Annotated in this window: 23 protein-coding genes and 1 riboswitch; of the genes, 18 read left to right on the top strand and 5 right to left on the bottom strand. The window is 41.0% G+C overall.

All coding sequences use genetic code 11. From position 1 onward, the window contains the following. From V7D18_RS10085 to fliB, 4 genes are all read left to right on the top strand, one after another. Nucleotides 1-1,247: ATP-binding cassette domain-containing protein (locus tag V7D18_RS10085; protein WP_426153956.1), on the top strand; the 1,247-nt coding region annotated here is incomplete at its 5' end. A 20-nt stretch (nt 1,248-1,267) separates the two neighbouring features. Continuing rightward, the gene (locus V7D18_RS10080) at nt 1,268-1,705 is read left to right on the top strand and encodes a thioredoxin family protein (RefSeq protein WP_426153954.1); all 438 of its coding nucleotides are present in this window, start codon (nt 1,268-1,270) and stop codon (nt 1,703-1,705) included. Continuing rightward, nucleotides 1,695-2,195, top strand: coding sequence for a thioredoxin family protein (locus V7D18_RS10075; protein ID WP_426153952.1), 501 nt, complete (start codon nt 1,695-1,697; stop codon nt 2,193-2,195). The genes V7D18_RS10080 and V7D18_RS10075 overlap by 11 nt, the downstream gene beginning before the upstream one ends. Nucleotides 2,196-2,368: 173 nt before the next feature. Next, nucleotides 2,369-3,529 (top strand): flagellin lysine-N-methylase, encoded by a 1,161-nt coding sequence (gene fliB, locus V7D18_RS10070; protein ID WP_426153951.1) that lies wholly within the window; start codon nt 2,369-2,371, stop codon nt 3,527-3,529. A 44-nt stretch (nt 3,530-3,573) separates the two neighbouring features. On the opposite strand, the gene V7D18_RS10065 is transcribed toward fliB, so the two are convergent. Together V7D18_RS10065 and V7D18_RS10060 are read right to left on the bottom strand one after the other, a co-directional pair. After that, on the bottom strand, nt 3,574-4,266 hold the full coding sequence (locus V7D18_RS10065) for an LrgB family protein (RefSeq protein WP_426153962.1): 693 nt from the start codon (nt 4,264-4,266) through the stop codon (nt 3,574-3,576). Next, nucleotides 4,247-4,630, bottom strand: coding sequence for a CidA/LrgA family protein (locus V7D18_RS10060; protein ID WP_426153950.1), 384 nt, complete (start codon nt 4,628-4,630; stop codon nt 4,247-4,249). The genes V7D18_RS10065 and V7D18_RS10060 overlap by 20 nt, the downstream gene beginning before the upstream one ends. A 140-nt stretch (nt 4,631-4,770) precedes the next feature. Between V7D18_RS10060 and V7D18_RS10055 the strand changes: the two genes are divergently transcribed. The 4 genes from V7D18_RS10055 (at nt 4,771) to V7D18_RS10040 (ending at nt 7,776) form a co-directional block, all read left to right on the top strand. Further along, nucleotides 4,771-5,292, top strand: coding sequence for a phosphatase PAP2 family protein (locus V7D18_RS10055; protein WP_426153948.1), 522 nt, complete (start codon nt 4,771-4,773; stop codon nt 5,290-5,292). 65 nt (nt 5,293-5,357) lie between these two features. After that, nucleotides 5,358-5,455, top strand: a riboswitch (THF riboswitch). Between the two features lie 61 nt (nt 5,456-5,516). After that, entirely contained in the window at nt 5,517-6,089 is a 573-nt protein-coding gene (locus V7D18_RS10050) for a folate family ECF transporter S component (RefSeq protein WP_426153946.1), read from the top strand. A gap of 110 nt (nt 6,090-6,199) precedes the next feature. Then, nucleotides 6,200-7,039: a P-loop NTPase gene (locus V7D18_RS10045; RefSeq protein WP_426153960.1), complete on the top strand. Its 840-nt coding sequence runs from the start codon at nt 6,200-6,202 to the stop codon at nt 7,037-7,039. Between the two features lie 26 nt (nt 7,040-7,065). After that, nucleotides 7,066-7,776 carry a GTP pyrophosphokinase gene (locus V7D18_RS10040; RefSeq protein WP_426153944.1) on the top strand — a complete coding sequence of 237 codons (711 nt, stop codon included), beginning with the start codon at nt 7,066-7,068 and terminating at the stop codon, nt 7,774-7,776. Between the two features lie 59 nt (nt 7,777-7,835). On the opposite strand, the gene V7D18_RS10035 is transcribed toward V7D18_RS10040, so the two are convergent. Continuing rightward, nucleotides 7,836-9,092 carry a sensor histidine kinase gene (locus tag V7D18_RS10035; RefSeq protein ID WP_426153942.1) on the bottom strand — a complete coding sequence of 419 codons (1,257 nt, stop codon included), beginning with the start codon at nt 9,090-9,092 and terminating at the stop codon, nt 7,836-7,838. Beyond that, nucleotides 9,089-9,763: a response regulator transcription factor gene (locus V7D18_RS10030; RefSeq protein WP_426153940.1), complete on the bottom strand. Its 675-nt coding sequence runs from the start codon at nt 9,761-9,763 to the stop codon at nt 9,089-9,091. The genes V7D18_RS10035 and V7D18_RS10030 overlap by 4 nt, the downstream gene beginning before the upstream one ends. Before the next feature lie 251 nt (nt 9,764-10,014). On the opposite strand from V7D18_RS10030, the gene V7D18_RS10025 reads away from it, so the two are divergent. From V7D18_RS10025 to V7D18_RS09985, 9 genes are all read left to right on the top strand, one after another. Further along, nucleotides 10,015-11,106 carry an S-layer homology domain-containing protein gene (locus V7D18_RS10025; protein ID WP_426153938.1) on the top strand — a complete coding sequence of 364 codons (1,092 nt, stop codon included), beginning with the start codon at nt 10,015-10,017 and terminating at the stop codon, nt 11,104-11,106. Nucleotides 11,107-11,120: 14 nt separating this feature from the next. Further along, the gene (locus V7D18_RS10020; RefSeq protein ID WP_426153936.1) at nt 11,121-12,899 is read left to right on the top strand and encodes an HlyD family efflux transporter periplasmic adaptor subunit; all 1,779 of its coding nucleotides are present in this window, start codon (nt 11,121-11,123) and stop codon (nt 12,897-12,899) included. A gap of 64 nt (nt 12,900-12,963) precedes the next feature. Beyond that, nucleotides 12,964-13,623 carry an ABC transporter ATP-binding protein gene (locus tag V7D18_RS10015; protein WP_117418797.1) on the top strand — a complete coding sequence of 220 codons (660 nt, stop codon included), beginning with the start codon at nt 12,964-12,966 and terminating at the stop codon, nt 13,621-13,623. Continuing rightward, nucleotides 13,607-14,785: an ABC transporter permease gene (locus V7D18_RS10010; RefSeq protein ID WP_426153958.1), complete on the top strand. Its 1,179-nt coding sequence runs from the start codon at nt 13,607-13,609 to the stop codon at nt 14,783-14,785. Before V7D18_RS10015 ends, V7D18_RS10010 begins: the two co-directional genes overlap by 17 nt. Before the next feature lie 129 nt (nt 14,786-14,914). Next, complete coding sequence (locus V7D18_RS10005; RefSeq protein WP_426153934.1) at nt 14,915-15,907, top strand: dipeptidase; 993 nt, start codon at nt 14,915-14,917, stop codon at nt 15,905-15,907. 103 nt (nt 15,908-16,010) lie between these two features. Further along, on the top strand, nt 16,011-17,666 hold the full coding sequence (locus V7D18_RS10000; protein WP_426153932.1) for a Na/Pi cotransporter family protein: 1,656 nt from the start codon (nt 16,011-16,013) through the stop codon (nt 17,664-17,666). Between the two features lie 39 nt (nt 17,667-17,705). After that, complete coding sequence (locus V7D18_RS09995; protein ID WP_426153930.1) at nt 17,706-18,395, top strand: response regulator transcription factor; 690 nt, start codon at nt 17,706-17,708, stop codon at nt 18,393-18,395. Nucleotides 18,396-18,420: 25 nt separating this feature from the next. After that, entirely contained in the window at nt 18,421-19,824 is a 1,404-nt protein-coding gene (locus tag V7D18_RS09990; protein WP_426153928.1) for a sensor histidine kinase, read from the top strand. A 31-nt stretch (nt 19,825-19,855) separates the two neighbouring features. Then, complete coding sequence (locus tag V7D18_RS09985) at nt 19,856-20,743, top strand: DegV family protein (RefSeq protein ID WP_426153926.1); 888 nt, start codon at nt 19,856-19,858, stop codon at nt 20,741-20,743. Nucleotides 20,744-20,746: 3 nt separating this feature from the next. Here V7D18_RS09985 and V7D18_RS09980 read toward each other — a convergent pair whose 3' ends face one another. Further along, on the bottom strand, nt 20,747-21,097 hold the full coding sequence (locus V7D18_RS09980) for a NusG domain II-containing protein (RefSeq protein WP_426153924.1): 351 nt from the start codon (nt 21,095-21,097) through the stop codon (nt 20,747-20,749). 185 nt (nt 21,098-21,282) lie between these two features. On the opposite strand from V7D18_RS09980, the gene V7D18_RS09975 reads away from it, so the two are divergent. After that, nucleotides 21,283-21,786: FMN-binding protein (locus tag V7D18_RS09975; protein WP_426153922.1), on the top strand; the 504-nt coding region annotated here is incomplete at its 3' end.

Raw genomic sequence — 21,786 nt, 5'->3', positions numbered from 1 at the left:
TTTTAACAGCAATATTTCTTTTACGACAAAGTTTACCATTAGCAATGCTAACACTTATTCCTATAATGATTTTTGTACTAACCATGTATTTGTCTCATGAAACAATGCAAAAAAATAGTATTAATTTATTCGAAAAAGATGAAGAATTTAATACAACTTTAATTCAGTCTATAAAAAATATTGAGACATTAAAAAACTTTAAAGTTACTAAAAAATTTGAAGAGATAAATAATAAAAAACTAAATAACCTTCTCATTATGTCCGAAAAGTTTGTAATATTTGATTCTATTCAGTCAAATGTAAAAAATTTAATTATTTCATTGTTTACCTTATATATATTTGCGCTTGGAGCATATTTAGTAATAAATGATAATATGGCTAATGGCATGTTGCTAGTATTTAATTCTTTATCTATTAAAATGTTTTCACCATTCCAAAAAATAGCATCACTACAAGCATTATTTGAACAAGGAAAAATAGCGCAAAAGAAATATGAGGATATTGTTAATACTTTAATGCCACGTAAAGAAGGTAATATGAAAGTCTCTTTAATTGAAAAAATATCTCTATGTAATGTAAAATTTGTATATGGTATTGAAACATTAATTTTTGATAATTTAAATTTAACATTATTGAGAAATAGCAATACAGCAATTTTAGGTAAAAGTGGATCAGGTAAAACAACTTTAGCTAAGCTATTAGCTAATTATTTTGATACTCAATCCGGGAATATTAAAATAAATGATAAAAAATATCAAGAATATTATTCGCAATCTATTAGTGATCATATTCTTTATGTACCTCAATATGTGGAGATTTTTAATGATACAATACTAAATAATATAACTCTTGGACGTGATATTCCATTAACAGAGGTTGAGGAACGTGCTAAAAACATAGGATTTAATGAAATAATAAACCTATTGCCAAACGGTTATTTGACAATAATCGGTGAAAATGGATTAAAACTTTCTATGGGGCAAATGCAAATGCTTAATATTCTTCGGGCAACTATAATTGAGTATAGTGTAATTATTTTTGATGAAGTTACAAATGGGTTAGATTTACATTTAAAAAAATCTGTAGCTAATTACCTATTAGAATACGGCAATATTAAGATTTTTTTAACACATGATATAGAATTTGCGTCACTATGTGATGATATTTATATAATAAATAATCATCATATTAATAGAATCGATAATGAGTATAAAAGAAATCCAGAAATAATATTAAAATTAATCTGAGTCTTTGGGAAAGGAGTTAAATGAAGAAATTAGTAATTATTTTATTAGTAGTTTTAATCACATGTGCGATTTTTTCATTTTCTTTTACGAAATTACTTGCAACTGAAAAACCCTTGTATCAAAATATAAATGTTGATGATATAAAAGAAAGAATAGATAATAAACAATCATTTGTGCTGTTTTTTTATCAAAAAACATGTTTGGGTTGTAAGGAAATAAAACCCATTATTAATACTTATATACACAAAACAGGTAATCAGATATATGCCATAGACATAAATGATATTGATGATAAGAGTTATCTCATACAAAATCTCAATATTAGTGGGACTCCTACAGTTATTTTTTATAAAAATGGAATTGAAAAAGATAGAATAATTAATATCTTCAATATGGAATTATTAGAAGCTAAAATAAATGAATATGCAATCTACGAGGTGCGTAAAAATGAAGAATAAAAAAATTTATATTATATCAATATTTTTAATAACCAGTATTGTATTTAATATTTTTCAGTTTAATAAACATATTAGGTTAGTTCAAGAATTAGAAACAACCAAATCAAATATTGATAATACATATGAATATTTAGATTCTATTACTGTTAAATCGTTTGAAAATAAGGTAAGAGATGGAGAAAATCTTTGTGTTTATATAGGTAGGGCTGGATGTGGAGATTGTAATATATTTGACCCTATTCTTAGAAGCACTGTAGAAAAATACAATATTATATCGACTTTTAAATATATTAATGTCCAAAAATATAGAAGTGAAGATCTTGATAGATGGGAACAATTTAAAAGTAAATATGGATTCACTCAGACTCCGGCCCTATTAATAATTAGTAAAGGAAAAATAGTTGACATGATTGAATGGAATGATAGCGGGTTATCTCAGAAAAGGTTAGTGAATTGGTTGGAAAAGAATAAATTAATTAGTATGAAGTAAAAATATTAAACCAACAAAGTAAATTCTTCTAGTTAGATTTATTGGTAGAGTGGGATTTAAATTTTTAATTCAGGAAAATATAATTTATCCGTCAAAGCAAGTGACAGTGTTTCCCAGGTGTGGTAAAATAGTCGGGGTTTAAAGAAAAGACACGTTGGGATTGGAGTTGGATCATGCAATATACAATACCTCACTATTACCGAAGCTTTCGTTGCATCGCAGATCATTGCAGTGATACCTGCTGTGCGGGCTGGGCAATTATGATTGATGATGCTTCTATAAAAAAATACAGAGCGCAGTCAGGTTCACTGGGCGGAAAGCTATTAAATGGAGTCGACTGGAAGAAAGGATGTTTTAAACAGAACGATGGAAGATGCGCATTTTTAAATGATAGGAATCTATGTGATATTTACAAAGATGGAGGCCCTTCCATGCTCTGTAAAACTTGCAGGGAATATCCAAGGCATACGGAAGAATACGAAGGCGTCCGTGAATTCTCCCTGTCAATGTCCTGTGAAGAGGCGGCCAGGCTCATCCTCGGTTTAAAAGAACCGGTTCGTTTTCTTACAAAGGAAGATGACAGTGAGGAGACTTATCCTGAGTTTGATTTCTTTCTTTATTCCAAGCTGATGGATGTGAGGGAGGAGATATTTTCTCTTTTACAGAATCGGAACAGAGAGATTTCCCTTCGGGCAGCCATGATTCTGGGATTGGGACATGATTTGCAAAGAAGAATCAGGGACGGGAAGCTGTATGAGACCGAACAACTGATCATCAGATACAGGCAGTCTGGGTGTGAAGAATTTTTTCGGATAAAGAGCCGGGAGTATACCGTGCCTCATGGGGAACGTTATGATAGAATGATAAAATGGTTTTCTCTCTTTGACAGGCTGGAAGTTTTAAATCAGGAGTGGCCGGCCTATATTTTGGAGTTAAAGACTCTGCTTTTTGAGCAGGGGCCAGATCAGTACGGGAAGATGAGAGAGGAGTTTTGTAAATATATAGAGACAGTACCGGAAAGAAAGCGGGAGTGGAATCAGTGGCTGGAACAGCTCCTGGTCTATTTCGTTTATACGTATTTTTGCGGAGCTGTTTATGATGAGCAGCCTTATGTGAAAGTGAAGATTGCTGTTATCTGTACTATATTAATAGGGGAACTGGCACAGGCAATTTATATCAAACATGCAGGCTGTCTTACTTTTGATGATTTTGCCCGGCTGGTTCACAGATTTTCCAGAGAGATAGAACATTCCGATATTAATCTGAATACGTTGGAGAACTCTTTCAGAACAGAAGAAGTATATAGTCTGAAAGAAATTCTCAGGGTATTATAAGGAGTGCAGCCTGAGGGATCTGTTTCATGCGCGGACTGCAATAATTAAATAAAATTAGCAAAGATTGAGGCAAATACAACCGTACAAAGTCCTGAGGTGGCAATTGCCAGACTGCTCATGGCACCTTCGATTTCTCCTATTTCCATAGCTTTAGTCGTGCCTACTGCATGGGAGGCAGAACCGATGGCAATGCCAACTGCAACCGGATCTGTTATTTTACATATCCGGCAGACTGTTTCTGCTATGATGCTGCCTGATATTCCGGTTACGATAATACTGGCAACCGTGATTGTCACAAACCCTTTCATCTCCTCTGAAATTCCCATTGCAATGGCGGTAGTAATGGACTTAGGTAAAAAGGTTACATATTCCTGATGGTTTAAGCCAAAAACTAATGCCAGAAGCAAAACCGTACACATGGTCGTGAGCACACCTGTAAGGGTCCCTGCAATGATTGCTTTGGAATGTTTTTTTAACAGGTTAAGCTGACGGTATAAAGGTACAGCCAGGCAGACGGTCGCAGGGGTTAAAAGATAACTGATGTATTTTGCACTCTCATTATATACCGTATAATCGATCTTAAAGACAGATAAAAAAGCCATAACGATAATAATTGAGATTAACAGCGGATTAAAGACAGCCAGTTTAAACCGTTTCTTAAGCTGGATCCCCATTTCATAGCTGACAAGGCTTAGAACGGATCCGAAGAATAAAAAGTCACTGATTGTATGGTTCATCATTTGTTCCTTTCTTCTTTTTATCAGTTTCAATAAAAAACTGAGTTACTTTTCCGGTCATTGCCATAACTATAACAGTGGAGAGAAGTGTAATAACCAGAAATGGTAGGAGAATTGGCTGGAGGGAACCCCACGAATCCAAAAGTCCGACTGCAGCCGGAATAAACAGCATGGGCATAATCTCCAGTAAAAAATTACTGACATCCTCAACTGCTTCCAATGGAATCAGTTTCGTGTTTAAGCCAAGCAGCATAAGAATAAGACCATAGATACTCGCTGGTACAGGAAGTGGTACAAACAGATGAATCACTTCTCCTGCAAGTGAAATAAATAAAATAATGCCGAATTGTCTGATGTGTTTCATGATAAAGCCTCCTGTGTTTCCTGTCGAAAATTCAACTATGCTTAATCCTATACGCAAATCTTCCGGTTGTCAAATGATTTTATAAAAATTAAAAGTATGAAATATTATAAGTACTTATAAATTCAAAGGAGTAATAAGATATGTTATATCAGATAGAATTTGCCATCCTGTATGCCCTGCAGTCTCTGCATAGTCCATGGCTTGATCCGATAATGGTCCGCATCACCAGCCTGGGGGACCATGGATTTATCTGGATTTTAACAGGGGTTGTACTTGCCTGTATTCCCAAAACCAGAAAAACAGGGATCAGTGTTTTGCTAAGTCTGGCAGTTGGACTGCTTTTGGGAAACATGATACTTAAAAATCTCATTCACAGGCCCAGACCCTGCTGGATTGATACCCAGATTATTCTTTTGATTCAGAATCCAAAAGATTATTCGTTCCCTTCGGGCCATACCCTTGCTTCATTTGAAGGTGCCCTCAGCATCTGGCTTTACAATAAGAAACTGGCAGTCCCCTTCCTGATCCTGGCAGTTCTGATTACATTTTCCCGAATGTATCTGTTTGTTCACTTTCCCACTGACGTTTTGGGAGGAGCGGTACTTGGTACTTTTATAGCGCTGTATGTACACCATATAATAGAACGAAACAGTGTGTGCTGAAAAAAGCACTTGCTTTCTGTAAAATCTATGTTATACTGATGGCGATACAAAACTAAATAAAAAGTCGCAGAGTAGACTTGTGTGCGTTAAGTGCCAGCTGAACAGGGAGTTGTCAGCAGGACGAAAAGATTTTCTTGCGGTACACGAGTCGCATCCCGCTGCACCAGAAGATAGGTGTCTTATCTCCGGTCGTAGTCTGAGGTCTGCAAAGGAGGTATTTTTTTATGAAAAAATTCGTCACTTTGTTCACCGATTCTTACAGAGAGCTGAAATCTGTAAGAACAATCACTGCCGCAGCCATGTTTGCCGCAGTCGCCATCATTTTGGATATGTTCTCCATTCAGCTGGGAAGCTACATTAAGATCACATTCTCATCTATTCCCAATGGAATCATTTCCTACTTATTCGGTCCGGTAGTGGGCGGACTGTTTTCCGGAAGCCTTGATGTGCTGAAGTATTTATTAAAACCCACCGGCGCCTTCTTCCCTGGCTTTACCCTGGTTACTGCCCTGGCAGGAATTCTGTATGGCATTCTGTATTACAGAAAGCCTGTTACCTTAAGAAGAATTTTTATATCCAAGCTGGTGGTCATGCTGATCTGCAACGTGATATTAAACACCCTTTGTCTCTCCCTGCTTTATGGAAAAGGATTTATGGTGCTGCTGCCGGCAAGAGCGCTGAAAAATCTGGTTATGTGGCCCATTGACTCCATGATTTTTTATACGCTGCTTAAGACCATGGAATCCATAGGAGTTTTCCGCACGATCCGGAGTGCGCATCTGCTTCGGACAAAATAATGATTGAGACCCCGGGGAGTAAAATACCCCGGGGTTTTAAAATACATAGACATAAGGCGGATTTCGTAATATAATCTTAAGTGTATGCTTTTAGACAGGAGGAATGAATGATGAGCGATAGCAGCTGTACTCATAATTGCAGTACTTGCGGAGAAAGTTGCGGAAGCAGGGAGGAAGCACAGACAAGTTTTCTGGAGCCTCTTAATCCTTCCAGTATTGTAAAAAAGGTAATTGGAGTGGTTAGCGGGAAGGGCGGCGTAGGTAAATCGCTGGTAACTTCCATGATGGCAGTTGGTATGAATGGAAAGGGATATAAAACAGCGATCCTGGATGCGGATATTACAGGACCCTCCATACCGAAGGCATTTGGTTTAACGGATATGGGTGTTGGAATGACTCCTAACGGACTGATGATTCCGGCAGTCAGCTCCACGGGAATTGAAGTGATGTCAGCTAATTTAATTCTGGATCACGAGACAGATCCGGTAATCTGGAGAGGACCGGTTATCGCCGGGGCAGTAAAGCAGTTCTGGCAGGAAACTCTTTGGGAGAATATAGATTATATGTTTGTGGATATGCCCCCTGGAACGGGTGATGTGCCTTTAACAGTATTCCAGTCACTGCCTGTTGATGGCATTATTATAGTGACATCTCCTCAGGAACTGGTTTCCATGATCGTTGGAAAGGCAGTGAATATGGCAAAGAAGATGAATATTCCCATTCTGGGACTTGTGGAGAATATGAGCTATTTAACCTGCCCTGACTGCGGAAAACAGATTGCAGTATTTGGAGAAAGCCATATTGATGAAGTGGCTGAAAAATACGGTGTGGATGTACTGGCCAGGATTCCCATTGATTCTAAGATTGCATCTGCAGTCGATGCAGGAACTGTGGAATATTTGGAGGCGCCATGGCTGAAAAAGGCAGTTGATACAGCAGAGGCGGTTTAACCGGAACTGCTTTTTGAGGTATAAGAATGAATATTAGTATGAACCCTAACAGTGAACTGAATCAGTCAATTGTGAAAGTTCCAAATCTTGCATCAGTTCCGGATCCTTTAATAAAGCAGGCCTATCAGTTTCAGGAAGCCATGATGATGTACACCTGTGCCATCAGAGAGGTTAAGACGAAGCTGGAAGTTTTAAACGACGAGCTGTCGGTGAGAAACTCCAGAAATCCCATTGAGCTGATAAAGTCCAGAGTGAAAAAGCCGGTCAGCATTGTGGAAAAGCTAAAACGCAGGGACCTTCCGGTTTCTTTAGAGTCCATGATGGAGAATTTGGATGATGTGGCAGGAATCCGCGTAATCTGTTCTTTTCTTGATGATATTTATGCAGTGGCAGAAATGCTTGCCCGTCAGGACGATGTTCATATTATCGCCATTAAGGATTATATCAGCCAGCCTAAAAGCAATGGATACCGCAGTTATCATATGATAATTGAGATTCCCGTTTTTTTCTCTGATCAGAAGAAGTGGATGCGGGTGGAGGTTCAGATCCGGACCATGGCCATGGATTTCTGGGCAAGCCTGGATCACCAGCTGAAATATAAGAAAGAAATGCAGGATTATTCCCAGGAGATCAGTGATGAACTGCAGGAATGTGCAGACGTGATTGCCCAGACCGATGAGAAGATGCTAAGTATCAGAAAGCGGATTGAGGAACAGGGAATTACTGTTACAAAATAAAGAAAATAAGGGACAGGCTGTTACGGTGATGGTGAACCGTAGCAGCTTATCCCTTATTTTTATTGAGAATGGGGGAGGACTGGCAGCGTTACGGTAAATATGGTTCCCGTTTCTGCGCTGCTGGCAACACTTATTTTTCCCTTGTGGCGTTCAACAATGGTTTTGGCGATAGAAAGTCCAAGTCCGTAGCCGCCTTCTTTCCGGACTCTGGATTTATCGGTGCGGTAAAAACGTTCAAAAATGTGCTTTTGTTCTGTTGGTGAAATGATTTCTCCCGTATTGACAATCGTGAAGACCCCATGCCCGGCCTGCCTTTTTAAACCAACGGATACAGAACCATTTACTCCGGCATATTTGCAGGCATTGTCCAGAAGAATGGTGATTAACTGTTTTAGCTGGTTTTCGCTGCCTTCTAAAAAAATATCAGATTCAATGTCATTATCAAGAATAACCTTGCTTTCAAAAGCAACAGATTCAAAGAGCAGTACACCGTTTAAAACCAGTTCACTGAAATTTAAAGGCAGTTTTGTGATCTGGACCGCTTCCACGGACTCCGCATCCGAGCGGGCGAGAAAAAGAAGCTCTTCCACAAGCTGTTTCATCCGGTCGGCCTCTTCCTTTGTATTTATAAGCCATTTCTCCTGTTCCTTTATCGTACGCTCTTTATGAGAAAATAAAATCTGTAAATTCGCAAGTATGACGGTAAGGGGAGTTTTTAATTCGTGGGATGCATCCGCTATAAACTGGTTTTGCTGTTCCCATGCTTTTTCCACAGGCTTTAAAGCCAGGCGGGAAAGAAAGAGACTTAAAAGGAAAAATAAAATGATGGCGTAACAAAATACCAGTAAGCAGTTCACCAGTAAAACCTCCAGGGAGTCACGTTCATAGCTTAGATCTGCAAATCCGATTTTCGTTCCATTCCTTACAGAGACCTTTCTGTAACGGAGAGAATAGTCTTTTAGATATCCTTCCATGGAACCGGAATCATTAACCAGTTTTATTAAAGCTGAGGCTAACTCATTGGAAACAGTGATATTATTTTCCTCGATATGTTCTATGGTATTATCTGAATTCAACGTTATTACAAATACTGGGATGACCGGGATTGGGTTTTGTTTCGGCCGCTTTCCAAATTCCACTTTGTCTGGTGGTATCTGAAAACGCTCATGATTCACGGACTGGATGAGAGCCATGGAGGTATCCCGTATAATCCGTGTCCGGTTTGAAAGGTAAAAGGCTCCCAGGACTACGGCCAGTATGCTGATGACAAATCCCATATTAATGAGTATGAACCTGGTCCTTAATTTCTTAATCATCTGGATTCCTCCAGGCGGTATCCCACTTTTCGGACCGTTGTGATTTCTGTTTTCGAACCCAGAAAGTTAAGTTTTTTGCGAAGAAATGAGATATACGCTTCTACGTTATTATCCTCCGCATCAGAATCAGATCCCCATACCCGGTTGATTAAAGTATCCTTTGAGATGATCTTTCCCAGGTTGCTCATAAGGATTCTTAACACTTCAAATTCTTTATAACCCAGATGAATGGATTTGGTGCCGCAGCATAAGTCGTTGGTGGACAGATTTAATTTAAGGTCTCCAAACGTCATTTCTTCCACAAGCACTTCTCCCTGCCTGCGTGAAAGCGCCCGGATGCGGGCCAGAAGTTCTTCCGGAATAAATGGCTTTGTCATATAATCATCGGCTCCCTTATCCAGCCCGGTTACTTTATCACGTATGTTGTCACGGGCTGTGAGCATGAGGATGGGAGTTTGTATTCTGGCTTCGCGAAGTTTCTCAACAATCTGAAATCCATTCTCACCAGGGAGCATCACATCCAGAATAATCACATCATATACTCCGGACAGACCGCAGTATAATCCGTCTTTTCCGTTATAAACAAGATCCGTCTGATAATGCTGCTCTTTCATAATCTGTCCAATGGCTTCCGCCAGTCTGACTTCATCCTCCACAATTAACAGCTTCATGGTTAAGTTCTCCTTTGCTTTGTTTTATATAGGAACTTATTACTGGTTATTATAGCCTTTAAAGCGATTTTAAGCAATGCAGTGCCTGCTTTTTATTATAATGGTATAATCTTAAATTAAGCTGAAACAGCAAAAAAAGGCAGCGGTCTAATTCGGGTTTATTTCAGGTTAATTTCAGTCTGCCATCACAAAGCCATCACAACGATCTGTTAAGATAATAAGAAATCTTATAAAGGAGAGGAGAAACCTGAATGAATGCACGAAGAGCAGCGGCTTCTCTTGCAGTTGTTTTGGCTGCAACGGCGGTTACACCGATGAGAGCGGAGGCATCAGCCAATTTTGATTTAAGAAAAAAAGTCATCGGTATATCGGGTATCATGAATACGACCAATACCGATATGACTGTCACACGAGGGGAATTTGCCTCCATGCTGGTGAATGCTTCCTCTTACCGAAGCACAGTGAGCAGTTTAAGCAATACTTCTGTATTTGCAGACGTGCCCAGAGATAATGAATATTCAGCTCAGATCCGGATTGCTGCAGAACAGGGGTGGATGAATGGTTATCTGGGAGGGTTTTTTAAACCGGATGAATACATAACGCTTCAGGATGCGGTAAAAGGAGTTCTGGCATTATTGGGATATAAGAATTCGGATTTTACCGGTGACCAGTCGGGATCCAGACTATCCAAGTATCATTTTCTTGAATTAGATGAAAACATCAATATGGAAGCCCAGGAAGTGATGCAAAAGGATGACTGCATCAATCTGTTTTATAATCTGTTGAAAACAGACAATACCTCCGGCACCATGTATGGAAAGATTTTAGATTGTGAATTGACCGAAGATGGTGAAATTAATCCCTTTACCATGGTTGATAACAGTTTAAAGGGGCCGAGAGTGGTAAGAAGCAAGAGCAGTCTGAACAATTATCTGCCCTTTAAACTCAGTGCAGCCAATGTGTATCTGGATGGGGATGCAGTGACCAATTCCAGTGATGCCATTACTGCGGCACTGGAAAGTTCAGATGGAGTTCTCGTCTATTATCATTCATTATCAAAAACAGTGTGGCTTTATACCGTTGGAACTGAAAATGAAAGCGGACGGTCCGCGGCATTTGGTGAAATAACAAATGTAGTATATAATTCCACCGATTTAATGAATCCCAGTGCGATAATTCTTGATGATGGAAATACCTATACGCTCACCAGCACCGAGATGCAGTTCGCATTTTCATCTTATGGAGATTTGAGAGTCGGAGATACCGTTACTCTTGTTTATACGCTTTCCACCGACAATAACGGAGATGAAACAAGGACTGTCATTGATTATATAGAAGATTAGCGGGAGAGACCGGAATGAAAAAGATCATCCAGAAAATTTTAAGAACTGATCAGAAAAAAAGAAAAGGAAAGAGAAAGCAGATTCTAATCCTTCTGATCCTGATTCTTGCTGCACTTGCAGGACTCTTTTTTGCAATATCATACAAGAAGAGCAGGCAGGCAGACGCAGAAGCGAAAAAAGTCAAAACAGCAGTTGTAACAAAAAGAGACATCTCTTCCAAATTATCTTCCTCCGGCACCATTTCTCCAAAGGACACGTATGATATCACTTCTCTGGCAGAGGGAGAAGTCATTGAGGCTAATTTTGAAGAGGGGGATGAGGTAGAAAAAGGCCAGATCTTATACAGGATTGACAGCTCGTCAGCGGAGAGCCAGCTGACCTCAGCCAACAGTTCCCTTGAAAGAGCGCAGGAAAGTTACCAGGTCGCATTGGATAATTATAATGATGCTTTAAATGATTATAGCGGAAATACATATAAATCTACGGAAACGGGATACATCAGCTCTCTGTCCATAAAAGAAGGAGACAAAATCAGCGATAAAACTGAAATTGCCTCTGTCGTAGATGACAGTGTCATGAAAATCAAGCTTCCATTTCTCTCCGGAGAGGCAGCCCAGATACCGGCGGGAAGTCCTGCGGTCTTAACTCTGGTGGATACGGGAGAGCAGGTGAACGGAACGGTTGTTTCAGTGGGAAATATGGATGTGACACTGACAGGAGGACGTATTGTCCGTTATGTTACCATTGAAGTTTCAAATCCGGGAGGACTGACAAAAGATTCTTCAGCGACGGCAACAGCGGGTGGTTTTGTATGCAGCATGGAAGGGGCTTTTGAAGCAAAGCTTGAGACCACCATGAAAGCAGATCTTCCGGCAGGAGTGGAGGTAGGCGCGCTGCTTGTACACGAGGGTGATTACGTGACCAAGGGCACACCTGTTTTCACCATGGAGAACAAAAGTGCGTCAGCGCTCATTCGTACTTATAAGGATGCTCTGGATAAAGCGGAATCTTCATTGGAATCTGCAAAGAATTCTCTTGAAAACACCCAGGAAACCTATGATAATTATACGATTACTGCCCCCATATCAGGTAAAGTGATCACAAAAAGTATCAAGGTGGGAGATAAGATTACAAAAAGCTCCAGCGGAAGTACCACACTTGCAACGATTTATGACATGTCAAATTATACCTTTGAAATGAGTGTGGATGAGCTGGATGTCAAATCAGTGGCAGTGGGGCAGACTGTAACAATAACTGCCGACGCAGTAAGCGGAAAGTCATTTTCCGGTACAGTCACCAATGTAAGTCTGAAAAGTACCACAACCGACGGAGTGACAAATTATCCGGTTACCATCACATTAAATGACGGTATGGATGATCTTCTTCCTGGCATGAACGTAGACGGTATCATAGTTCTCAATAAAGCCGATGATGTACTTACAATACCGGCAGATGCGCTGATACGGGGGAATTATGTCTATGTAAAGGATGATACCGTAAAAGAGGCAAAAGGAAATATCCCTGCAGGATTTAAAGAGGTTCAAGTAAAAACCGGAATTATCAATGATGATTATGTGGAGATCACTTCAGGTCTTTCAGAAAATCAGGAAGTTTATGTTGCACAGACAACGGTAAACACCAGTAAAACTACCGGTATGCAGGGAGGAATGGGAGGTCCCCCAGGAGGAATGGGCGGCGCCCTGGAAGGCGGAGGACGAACCGGCGGCGGAAATAACAGCAGCAGAAACAGCGGCGGAAACAGCGGCGGAGGTGGCCAGTCCCGGCCAAAATAATGAGGAGGAATGAACTGTGGCAGAACCCTTGATTGAGTTGAAGGAAATCTACAAGGTATACCAGATGGGAGAGGAAGAGGTGCGTGCTAACGACGGAGTCACCATGACCATATTCCGGGGAGAATTTGTTGCCATTGTAGGAAAATCGGGAAGCGGCAAGTCCACTCTCATGAATATTATCGGCGCCCTGGATGTTCCCAGTGATGGTCAGTATCTTTTAGGCGGGGAAGATGTGGGAAGCATGTCGGACAATCAGCTGGCACAGATACGAAATAAAATGATTGGCTTTATATTTCAGCAGTATAATCTGCTTCCCAGATTAAATCTTCTGGAGAATGTGGAGCTGCCGCTGCTTTATTCAGGAGCCGGTACCGAAGAACGGAAAGAACGTGCCATGGCTTCTTTAGAACGGGTGGGACTGGCAGAAAAGTGGAAAAATCTCCCAAGCCAGCTGTCCGGAGGCCAGCAGCAAAGAGTGTCCATAGCCAGAGCTCTGGCTGGAAATCCGTCCCTGATTCTGGCAGATGAACCCACAGGAGCCTTAGACTCCAAAACCAGCCGGGATGTGCTTGATTTTTTAAAGGAACTAAATGATGAAGGCAACACCATTGTGATGATAACCCATGACAGCTCCATTGCCTTGGAGGCACGGCGTGTGATCAGGGTGCATGATGGCAAGATTAATTTTGATGGAGACGTAAATGAATATTCTGCAATCCTTTAAAATGGCTCTGAAAAGTATCTGGAGTAATAAAATGCGTTCCTTTCTTACCATGCTGGGGATTATTATCGGTGTTGCATCGGTCATTATTCTGGTCAGTCTTGTTAACGGGCAGATGTCCTATATGAAGGACAGCTTTACCAGCATGGGTACCAATCAGATGACGGTCCGTTTAACTAATTTAACAACCAGATATGCAGACGCAGATGAGATGTACCAGTTTTATAATGACAACCGGGATTTGTTCTCCCATATGACGCCAAGCGTGTCCGTAAGTGCCACCTTAAAATACGGAACAGAGTCTCTGGAGGATACGACAATAACCGGAGTCAGTGAAGAATATTTAGACATGAAGGATCAGACTCTGGATGCAGGACGTTTTATTTCCTATTCCGATATTGCTTCCAGGCAGAAGGTATGTGTGGCAGGTTATTATGTTGCCTGGAAATTATATGGAAGTGTGGATAATGCCTTAGATAAAACAATTAAAATAAATGGCAGTGCCTACCGGATTGTGGGTGTGATTTCCAGACAGGATGAGGATGAGCTGGAAGAGGGAGGGACGGATGATATCCTATACCTTCCATACAGCAGTGCGGCGAAGATGAACAATACCGCCCGCATCAGCAACTATGTGTTTGCAACAGCAGATACGGACTATACGGCGAAAGCCAAGGAATCTCTGGAAACATTTCTGATGGGTATTTACAAAGATGACAGTCTTTTCCGGGTCACTGCCATGAGTGAAATGCTGGAATCCTTAGATTCCATGATTGCCATGATGTCCATGGTCCTGGGCGGGATTGCCGGAATTTCACTTCTGGTGGCAGGTGTGGGAGTTATGAATATTATGCTGGTGTCAGTGACAGAGCGGACGAGGGAGATCGGAATAAGAAAAGCTCTGGGAGCAAAAAAGATTCACATTATGCAGCAGTTTGTAATCGAAGCGGCTGTTACCAGTTCTCTTGGCGGAGTGGTGGGTATTGCAGCAGGTTCAGTGGCAACCACCATAGTCGGGGCTGCCATGGGGATCAATGCAACACCAACGCCGGGCGCGGTTATTGTCTCTTTCAGTGTATCGGTGGGAATCGGACTTTTGTTTGGATATATGCCGGCCAGCCGTGCTGCTAATTTAAGTCCCATTGATGCGCTTCGCAGTGATTAACAAAAGAATAATTTCTTGCAAATCTGTCATAGGAGTGATACTATTTGCATAGGTACCAAAGGAGTAGCTCTGTAAGGGCTGCTCCTTTTCGGGCGTAAGAGAATCTTTGTTACAGGAAAGGATTAGAAAATGAATGTTGCAGATATGCATTGTGATACCATAGCGGAGCTTTATTACAGAAGACAGGCAGGAAAAGACTGCTCTATTTTAAAAAATGACTGTCATATTGATTTGGAGAGAATGAAAAAAGGAAATTACTGTCTGCAGAATTTTGCTCTGTTTACGGAACTGACAAAGCATGAAAGACCGTACGAATACTGCATGAAGCTGCTGGATTTATTTTACACAGAGCTGGAAGGATATGGGGATTTAATCGGAATTGTAAGGTCATTTAAAGACATTGAAAAGAACCGGAAAGAAGGAAGAATGTCTGCCATGTTAACCATTGAAGAGGGCGGTGTCTGTCAGGGGGAAATTGCTTTTCTGCGTAATTTTTACCGCCTGGGAGTCCGTATGATGACTCTTACATGGAATCATATCAATGAACTGGCTTATCCAAACCGGATCCGGATTGAGAAGGAAGATGCTTTTTTTGAACCGGAGACAGAGCACGGACTGACAGAAACAGGGATTGCTTTTGTGGAGGAGATGGAAAGGCTGGGCATGATTATTGATGTATCCCATTTATCCGATGCTGGAATTTACGATGTATTCCGTCACACGAAAAAGCCGTTTGTGGCAAGCCATTCCAATGCCAGAACCATAGCTTCCAACCCCAGAAATTTAACAGATGAGATGATTAAAATGCTTGCAGAGCGGGGAGGAGTTACCGGAATTAATTTTTGCGGCGATTTTCTTCATGACTGGAAGAAAGGGGAGAAGCCGTTAAGCCGGATTGAGGATATGGTCTCACATATAAAGCATTTAAAACAGACCGGAGGAATCGGCTGCATCGGACTTGGATCGGATTTTGACGGGATCGGAGGAGAACTGGAGATGAAATCTCCGGAGGATCTGCCGCTTTTAGAGGCTTATATGAAAAAAGAGGGCTTTCATGAGGCTGAAATTGAAGCTGTTTTTTATGGCAATGTTCTACGTGTATACAAAGATATTTTACAATAAGATAAAAATTTACATAAATTTTACATTCATATGTATAATACTTTACATAGATTTGATATGATACTTACAAAACATAATTTATCATGAAATACGGGAGGAAAATATGTCAATAACAGATATACAAATGTTATTTAAGTTTATCGGAGGGTTGGGGATGTTCCTTTATGGAATGGATGCCATGGCTGATGGACTTCAAAAATCTGCTGGACATAAGATGCAGCAGCTGCTTGGTGCATTAACAAGCAACCGGCTGATGGGAGTATTGTTAGGAACCGGAATTACAGCTATTATACAGAGCAGTTCGGCCACTACGGTTATGGTGGTTGGATTTGTTAATGCGGGAATTATGAATCTGCAGCAGGCAGTTGGCATTATTATGGGCGCCAATATCGGAACAACCGTTACCAGCTGGATCGTTTCCATGAGTGAGTGGGGAGAGATGCTAAAGCCGGAATTCTTCGCTCCTGCACTGGTGGGTGTGGGCGCTGTTTTCAGCCTGTTTTCAAAGAATGAAAAGAAAAAACAGATTGGCGAAATCCTGGTAGGATTTGGTGTCTTATTTATCGGTCTGGGCTTTATGTCTGCCTCCATTACTCCTTACAGGAATGCTCCTGTTTTTGGACAGGCATTTTCGGTACTGGGCAGAAATCCGATTCTGGGAATTCTTGCGGGACTTGTGGTAACAGGAATTATACAAAGCTCTTCTGCGTCTGTTGGTATTTTGCAGACTCTTGCATTAAACGGAATAGTAAACTGGCAGTCCGCTATTTTTATTACACTCGGTCAGAATATCGGCACCTGTGTAACAGCTCTTCTTTCCAGTCTGGGTGCGAATCGAACAGCAAAGCGTGCGGCAGCCATTCATTTGATGTTTAATGTGGCGGGGGCTTTCATATTTGGTATTATCATGTTCATTTTATTTCAGATGAACCCTGTGCTGGCTTCTTCCAGAATCAGCAGTGTGGAAATATCTATTTTTCATACTATTTTTAATGTAACCAATACAATTTTGCTGTTTCCTTTTGCCGGACTTCTGGTGAAGGCTTCCGGTTTCTTTGTCAGAGGAAAGGAGAAAGAAGAAGTATCTGATTCCGAAAGTGAAATGAAGCGTCACTTAGACGAACGAATTCTGGAAACACCTTCTTTTGCCATAGAGAATGTAAACCATGAAGTCGTTAATATGGGTTACGCAGCTCTTGAGAATTTTGATGTGGCAGCAGACGCATTACTCACCAGTAATTTATCTGAGATAAAACAGGTGGAAAAACTGGAACAGAAAATTGATAATTATGAAAAATTACTAACCGATTATTTAATTAAAATCAACAATCAGTCGTTAAATGAAGAACAGCATATCCTGGTTAAAAATCTCTTTTACACGATCAGCGATTTTGAACGGATCAGTGATCATTGTGAAAACTTATCAGAGCTGGCGACGGAGAAAGCAAACCGCAATATTATTTTCTCTCAGGAAGCAGAAAGCGAAATGAAGGAAATGTTAAAAGCTGTCCGCGCTTCTTTGGAACATGCAATTAAAGCCAGAGAAACCTCCGACATGTCAGAAGTTCGTTCCGTAGTTCAGTGCGAGGAGAATGTAGATAGTCTGGAAGAAGAATTAAGAGAACGCCATATTGAACGTTTGTCCACTCAATCCTGTAAACCGGAAAATGGAGTTGTATTCCTGGATGCATTAAGCAATTTAGAGAGAATTTCTGATCATGCCCATAATATTGCAGGTTATGTAAAAGAAGAAATATAACAAACGGATTTAACTTTTTTGAGACAGAAAGGAGAATGTATGGAACGAATCTATGTAGTGGAAGATGATGATAATATCAGGGATTTAATAAAAATTGCCCTGGAAGGCTTTGGGTATGAGGTATCTTCCTATGAGATGGCAGAGGAAGCTCTAAAGCACATGGAAACTGACAAACCGGCGCTGGCAGTCTTTGATCTCATGCTTCCCGGCATGGACGGAATGTCAGCAATACGCAGAATCCGGAAAAACGATTTGTTAAAAGACATTCCCATTCTTGTCCTGACTGCAAAGGACCGGGAGTTTGATAAGGTGGCCGGTCTTGATGGCGGTGCAGATGATTATATGACAAAGCCCTTTGGTGTCATGGAGCTGGCAGCGCGCATTCGCAGCCTTCTGCGCAGGAGCACAAAAAACCAGGGATCTGAGGATGAGCTGGAGCAGTACTGTCTGAACTTAAACAAAAAGACCAGAGAGGTTTATTGTGACGGAGTTAAAGTCGAGCTTACATTAAAAGAGTTTGATTTACTGCAGTATTTAATGGAAAATCATAATAAGGTTGTTACCAGAGATGAACTTCTCAATCATATCTGGGGTTATGATTATGACGGAGAAACAAGAACTCTTGATATGCATATCCGGACACTGAGGCAGAAACTGGGAGACAATGGTGGTTCCTGTATCAAGACAGTCCGTGGAGTGGGATATCGTTTTATTAAGACGGAAGAATAGTGAAAAAGGCATGCTGGGAGGTATTATGAAACAGGCGATTTTTGTAAAATTTATTCAGATTATACTTGTGGTGCTGGTACTGAGCAGTTCCATATTTTATATTGCCTCCAGCAGTGCGCTGCTTAAAAATTCCCAAAAGGATATGAAATATACATTAAAGGCTATGGATGAGGTTCTTGATTATACCGGTGATTTAGAAAAGGAAATCGGAGAACTAAAACCCACGTTAAGCGAAAACCATAGCCGTTTCACCGTCATTTGCTTAGATGGAACTGTAGCGGCCGATACTGGAGAAGTACCGGTCGCTTCTTTGGATAATCATGGAGACAGAGAAGAGGTGAAGGAGGCGCTGGCGCAAGGGGAAGGCACCTCCAGACGTTTTTCAAATACGTTAAAGAAAAATATGCTCTATGTGGCTATCCGGTCATCCAAAGGGGATTACATTCTCCGAATGGCGGTTCCCTATACTGGTATGAAAGAAAACTTAATGCTGCTTCTTCCTGCTGTATGGCTGAGCTTCCTCGCCGCAATCATGTATTCTGCTTTTTCAGCGGACAGTTTTGCTGAGTCAATTACACGGCCGCTTAAGGAAATTTCCCAGGAAATGCTGAAAGTAAACGGGGATTATACGGATCTCACCTTTGAAACGTATCAATATCCGGAAATTAATATCATCGCAGAAACTACCACCAGAATGTCAAAGAACGTAAAGGAGTATCTAAACCAGATTGAACGGGAAAAGCAGATCCGCCAGGAATTTTTCAGCAATGCTTCTCATGAGTTAAAGACTCCCATTACTTCCGTGCAGGGCTATGCAGAACTTCTGGAGAGCGGGATCATACAGGATGAAGAGCAGAAGGCTGATTTTATCAAGCGGATTAAAAAAGAAGCGGGGAATATGAATAATCTGATTAATGATATCCTTATGATATCCCGCCTTGAAACAAAAGAAGCAGAGGTTTTAAAAAGCGATGTTCGCCTTTCCATACTGGTGCAGGATATTATCGAATCACTGGAACCACTTGCTGCTTCCCACGAAGTCCTGATCCATATGGACTGCAGGCCGGTCTGCATCTATGCCAATGGCCAGCAGATGAAGGAATTGATTGGAAATCTGCTCAGCAATGCGGTAAAATACAATAAACCGGGCGGAGAGGTATGGATCACTGTGAGGGAAGAAGACCGCAATGTGATTATCCGGGTAAAAGATAACGGAATGGGAATTCCAAAAGAATCTCTTGGACGTATATTTGAACGGTTCTACCGGGTTGATAAAGGGAGAAGCAAAAAGCAGGGCGGAACCGGTCTTGGACTGTCTATTGTAAAACATATCGTGAATTTTTATCATGGTACCATTACGGTGGAATCAGCCATTGATGTTGGAACGGAATTTATGGTTAAAATTCCGGTTCAGGGAAAAAAACTATAGAAATGCCGGTTAAGGCAGGAGGTGTACGGGTATGGAAAAATTTGTTTTAACGTGTTGTTCTACGGCAGATATGAAAAAAGAATTTTTTGAAAGCCGCAAAATTCCTTATGTGTGCTTTCATTATACCATGGATGGGGTTACTTATCCCGATGATCTGGGGGAGAGTATCCCATTTGAAGAATTTTATGATCGGATTGATAAAGGGGCAGCCCCCTATACCTCTCAGGTAAATGTTGAGGAATACTGTAATTTCTTTGAACCGATTTTAAAAGAAGGAAAGGATATTCTGCATCTGACTCTGTCTTCCGGTATTTCCGGCACTTATAATTCCGCCTGTGCGGCCGGAGCCGAGATGCGGCAGAAATATCCGGAAAGAACCATTATCATACTGGATTCTCTTGGGGCATCCTCCGGCTATGGGCTTTTAACCGATGCGGCGGCAGATTTGCGGGATAAAGGAGCGACGTTGGAAGCGGCGGCAGAGTGGGTGATGAATAACCGGCTTTCCGTACACCATTGGTTTTTCTCAACAGATCTTACCAGTTTTAAACGGGGAGGGAGGATATCTGCAACCTCAGCCATGCTGGGAACTGTTCTCAATATCTGCCCTCTCATGAACATTGATGATACAGGACATCTGATACCAAGACAGAAAATACGTACAAAAAAAAGAGCCATTCAGGAAATGGTAAAGATGATGGAACTCCATGTCCAAAATGGCTCCCGCTACAACGGTAAATGCGCGATTGCACACTCTGCCTGTGAGACCGATGCAAAAGAAGTGGCAGCCCTTATTGAGGCCCGTTTCCCCATGCTCGCAGGAAACGTAATCATAAACAGCATTGGCTGCGTAATCGGCTCCCATACAGGTCCCGGAACTGTGGCATTATTCTTTTTTGGAGACAAAAGAGCTGATTAGATGTTAATTACCGATGATCTGGGCAATCATACGATTGGGCAGGCAGACGATGCTTTCCCCTGTGTGCTCAATCGTGCCCTGATGAATACAGATTTTGTCCGGGCAGGTTGCGTCCGAAACGTGTACTTTACCATCCTGGATTACAATCCGGTTAGTCCCTCCCTGGTACCCGTTCACTAAAACTTCTGTATCATGGTTTAGATCCAGAGTTTCCACAACTTTGCCATCTACAGTGATTTCCAGATATCCGGCAGGCTTTGAAAAAATGATCTGGTTCACAATGAGAAGAATGCAGGATATTGCTATAATTATAACAATTAATAAGACTTCTTTTTTATGTTTTTTAATTTCCATTTCTGACAGATCCTCTTACTTATTTTCTATATATCAATAAACAGAATGTGAAAAAATAAATTCTGCTTCATTATAACACATAATCCTGATTCCTTCCAAAGATAATTAAAATTTTATAAAATCATTGCCGTAGTCCCAGGGGGTATGTTAAAATAAAGTCAAACTTTATAAAAGCAGGAGGATATATGAATAAAAGTAACGCAAATGCTAAAAGAAACGGGTATATTGGATTAGGAGCTATGATTTTACTGGCTGGCGCTACTGTTTTTGGAACAGATCCACTTTATAAGGCGATTGACAACAGTGTTAGACCGGAAATCTATGTTCCGGGTACCTATACAGGTACTGCGAGAGGCTACGGCGGGATTGTCACCGCAGATGTAACAGTATCAGGAAAAACGATTGATTCCATTGCTGTAAATGGAGAAAAGGAAACTCTTCTCAGTATGGTATTGCCAGGTTTAACGGATTCTATCATTGCAAAGCAGTCTGCAGAAGTGGATGCCGTTTCAGGAGCGACCCTCAGCAGCAATGCCATTAAAGAGGCAGTGGATCAGGCGCTTGCAAGAGCAAGGGGAGAAGAGCAGGAAACGGTACCGGAGACAACTGAAGAGGCAGCTGAGACGTCTTCTTCTTTAAAGGATGGAACCTACACCTATGAATCACCGGAATTTGATGAGAACGGATTT

The sequence above is a fragment of the Lacrimispora sp. 38-1 genome, from assembly GCF_049890855.1.
Taxonomy (GTDB): Bacteria; Bacillota; Clostridia; order Lachnospirales; family Lachnospiraceae; genus Lacrimispora.
This window is presented reverse-complemented; position numbering and strand designations above follow the sequence as displayed.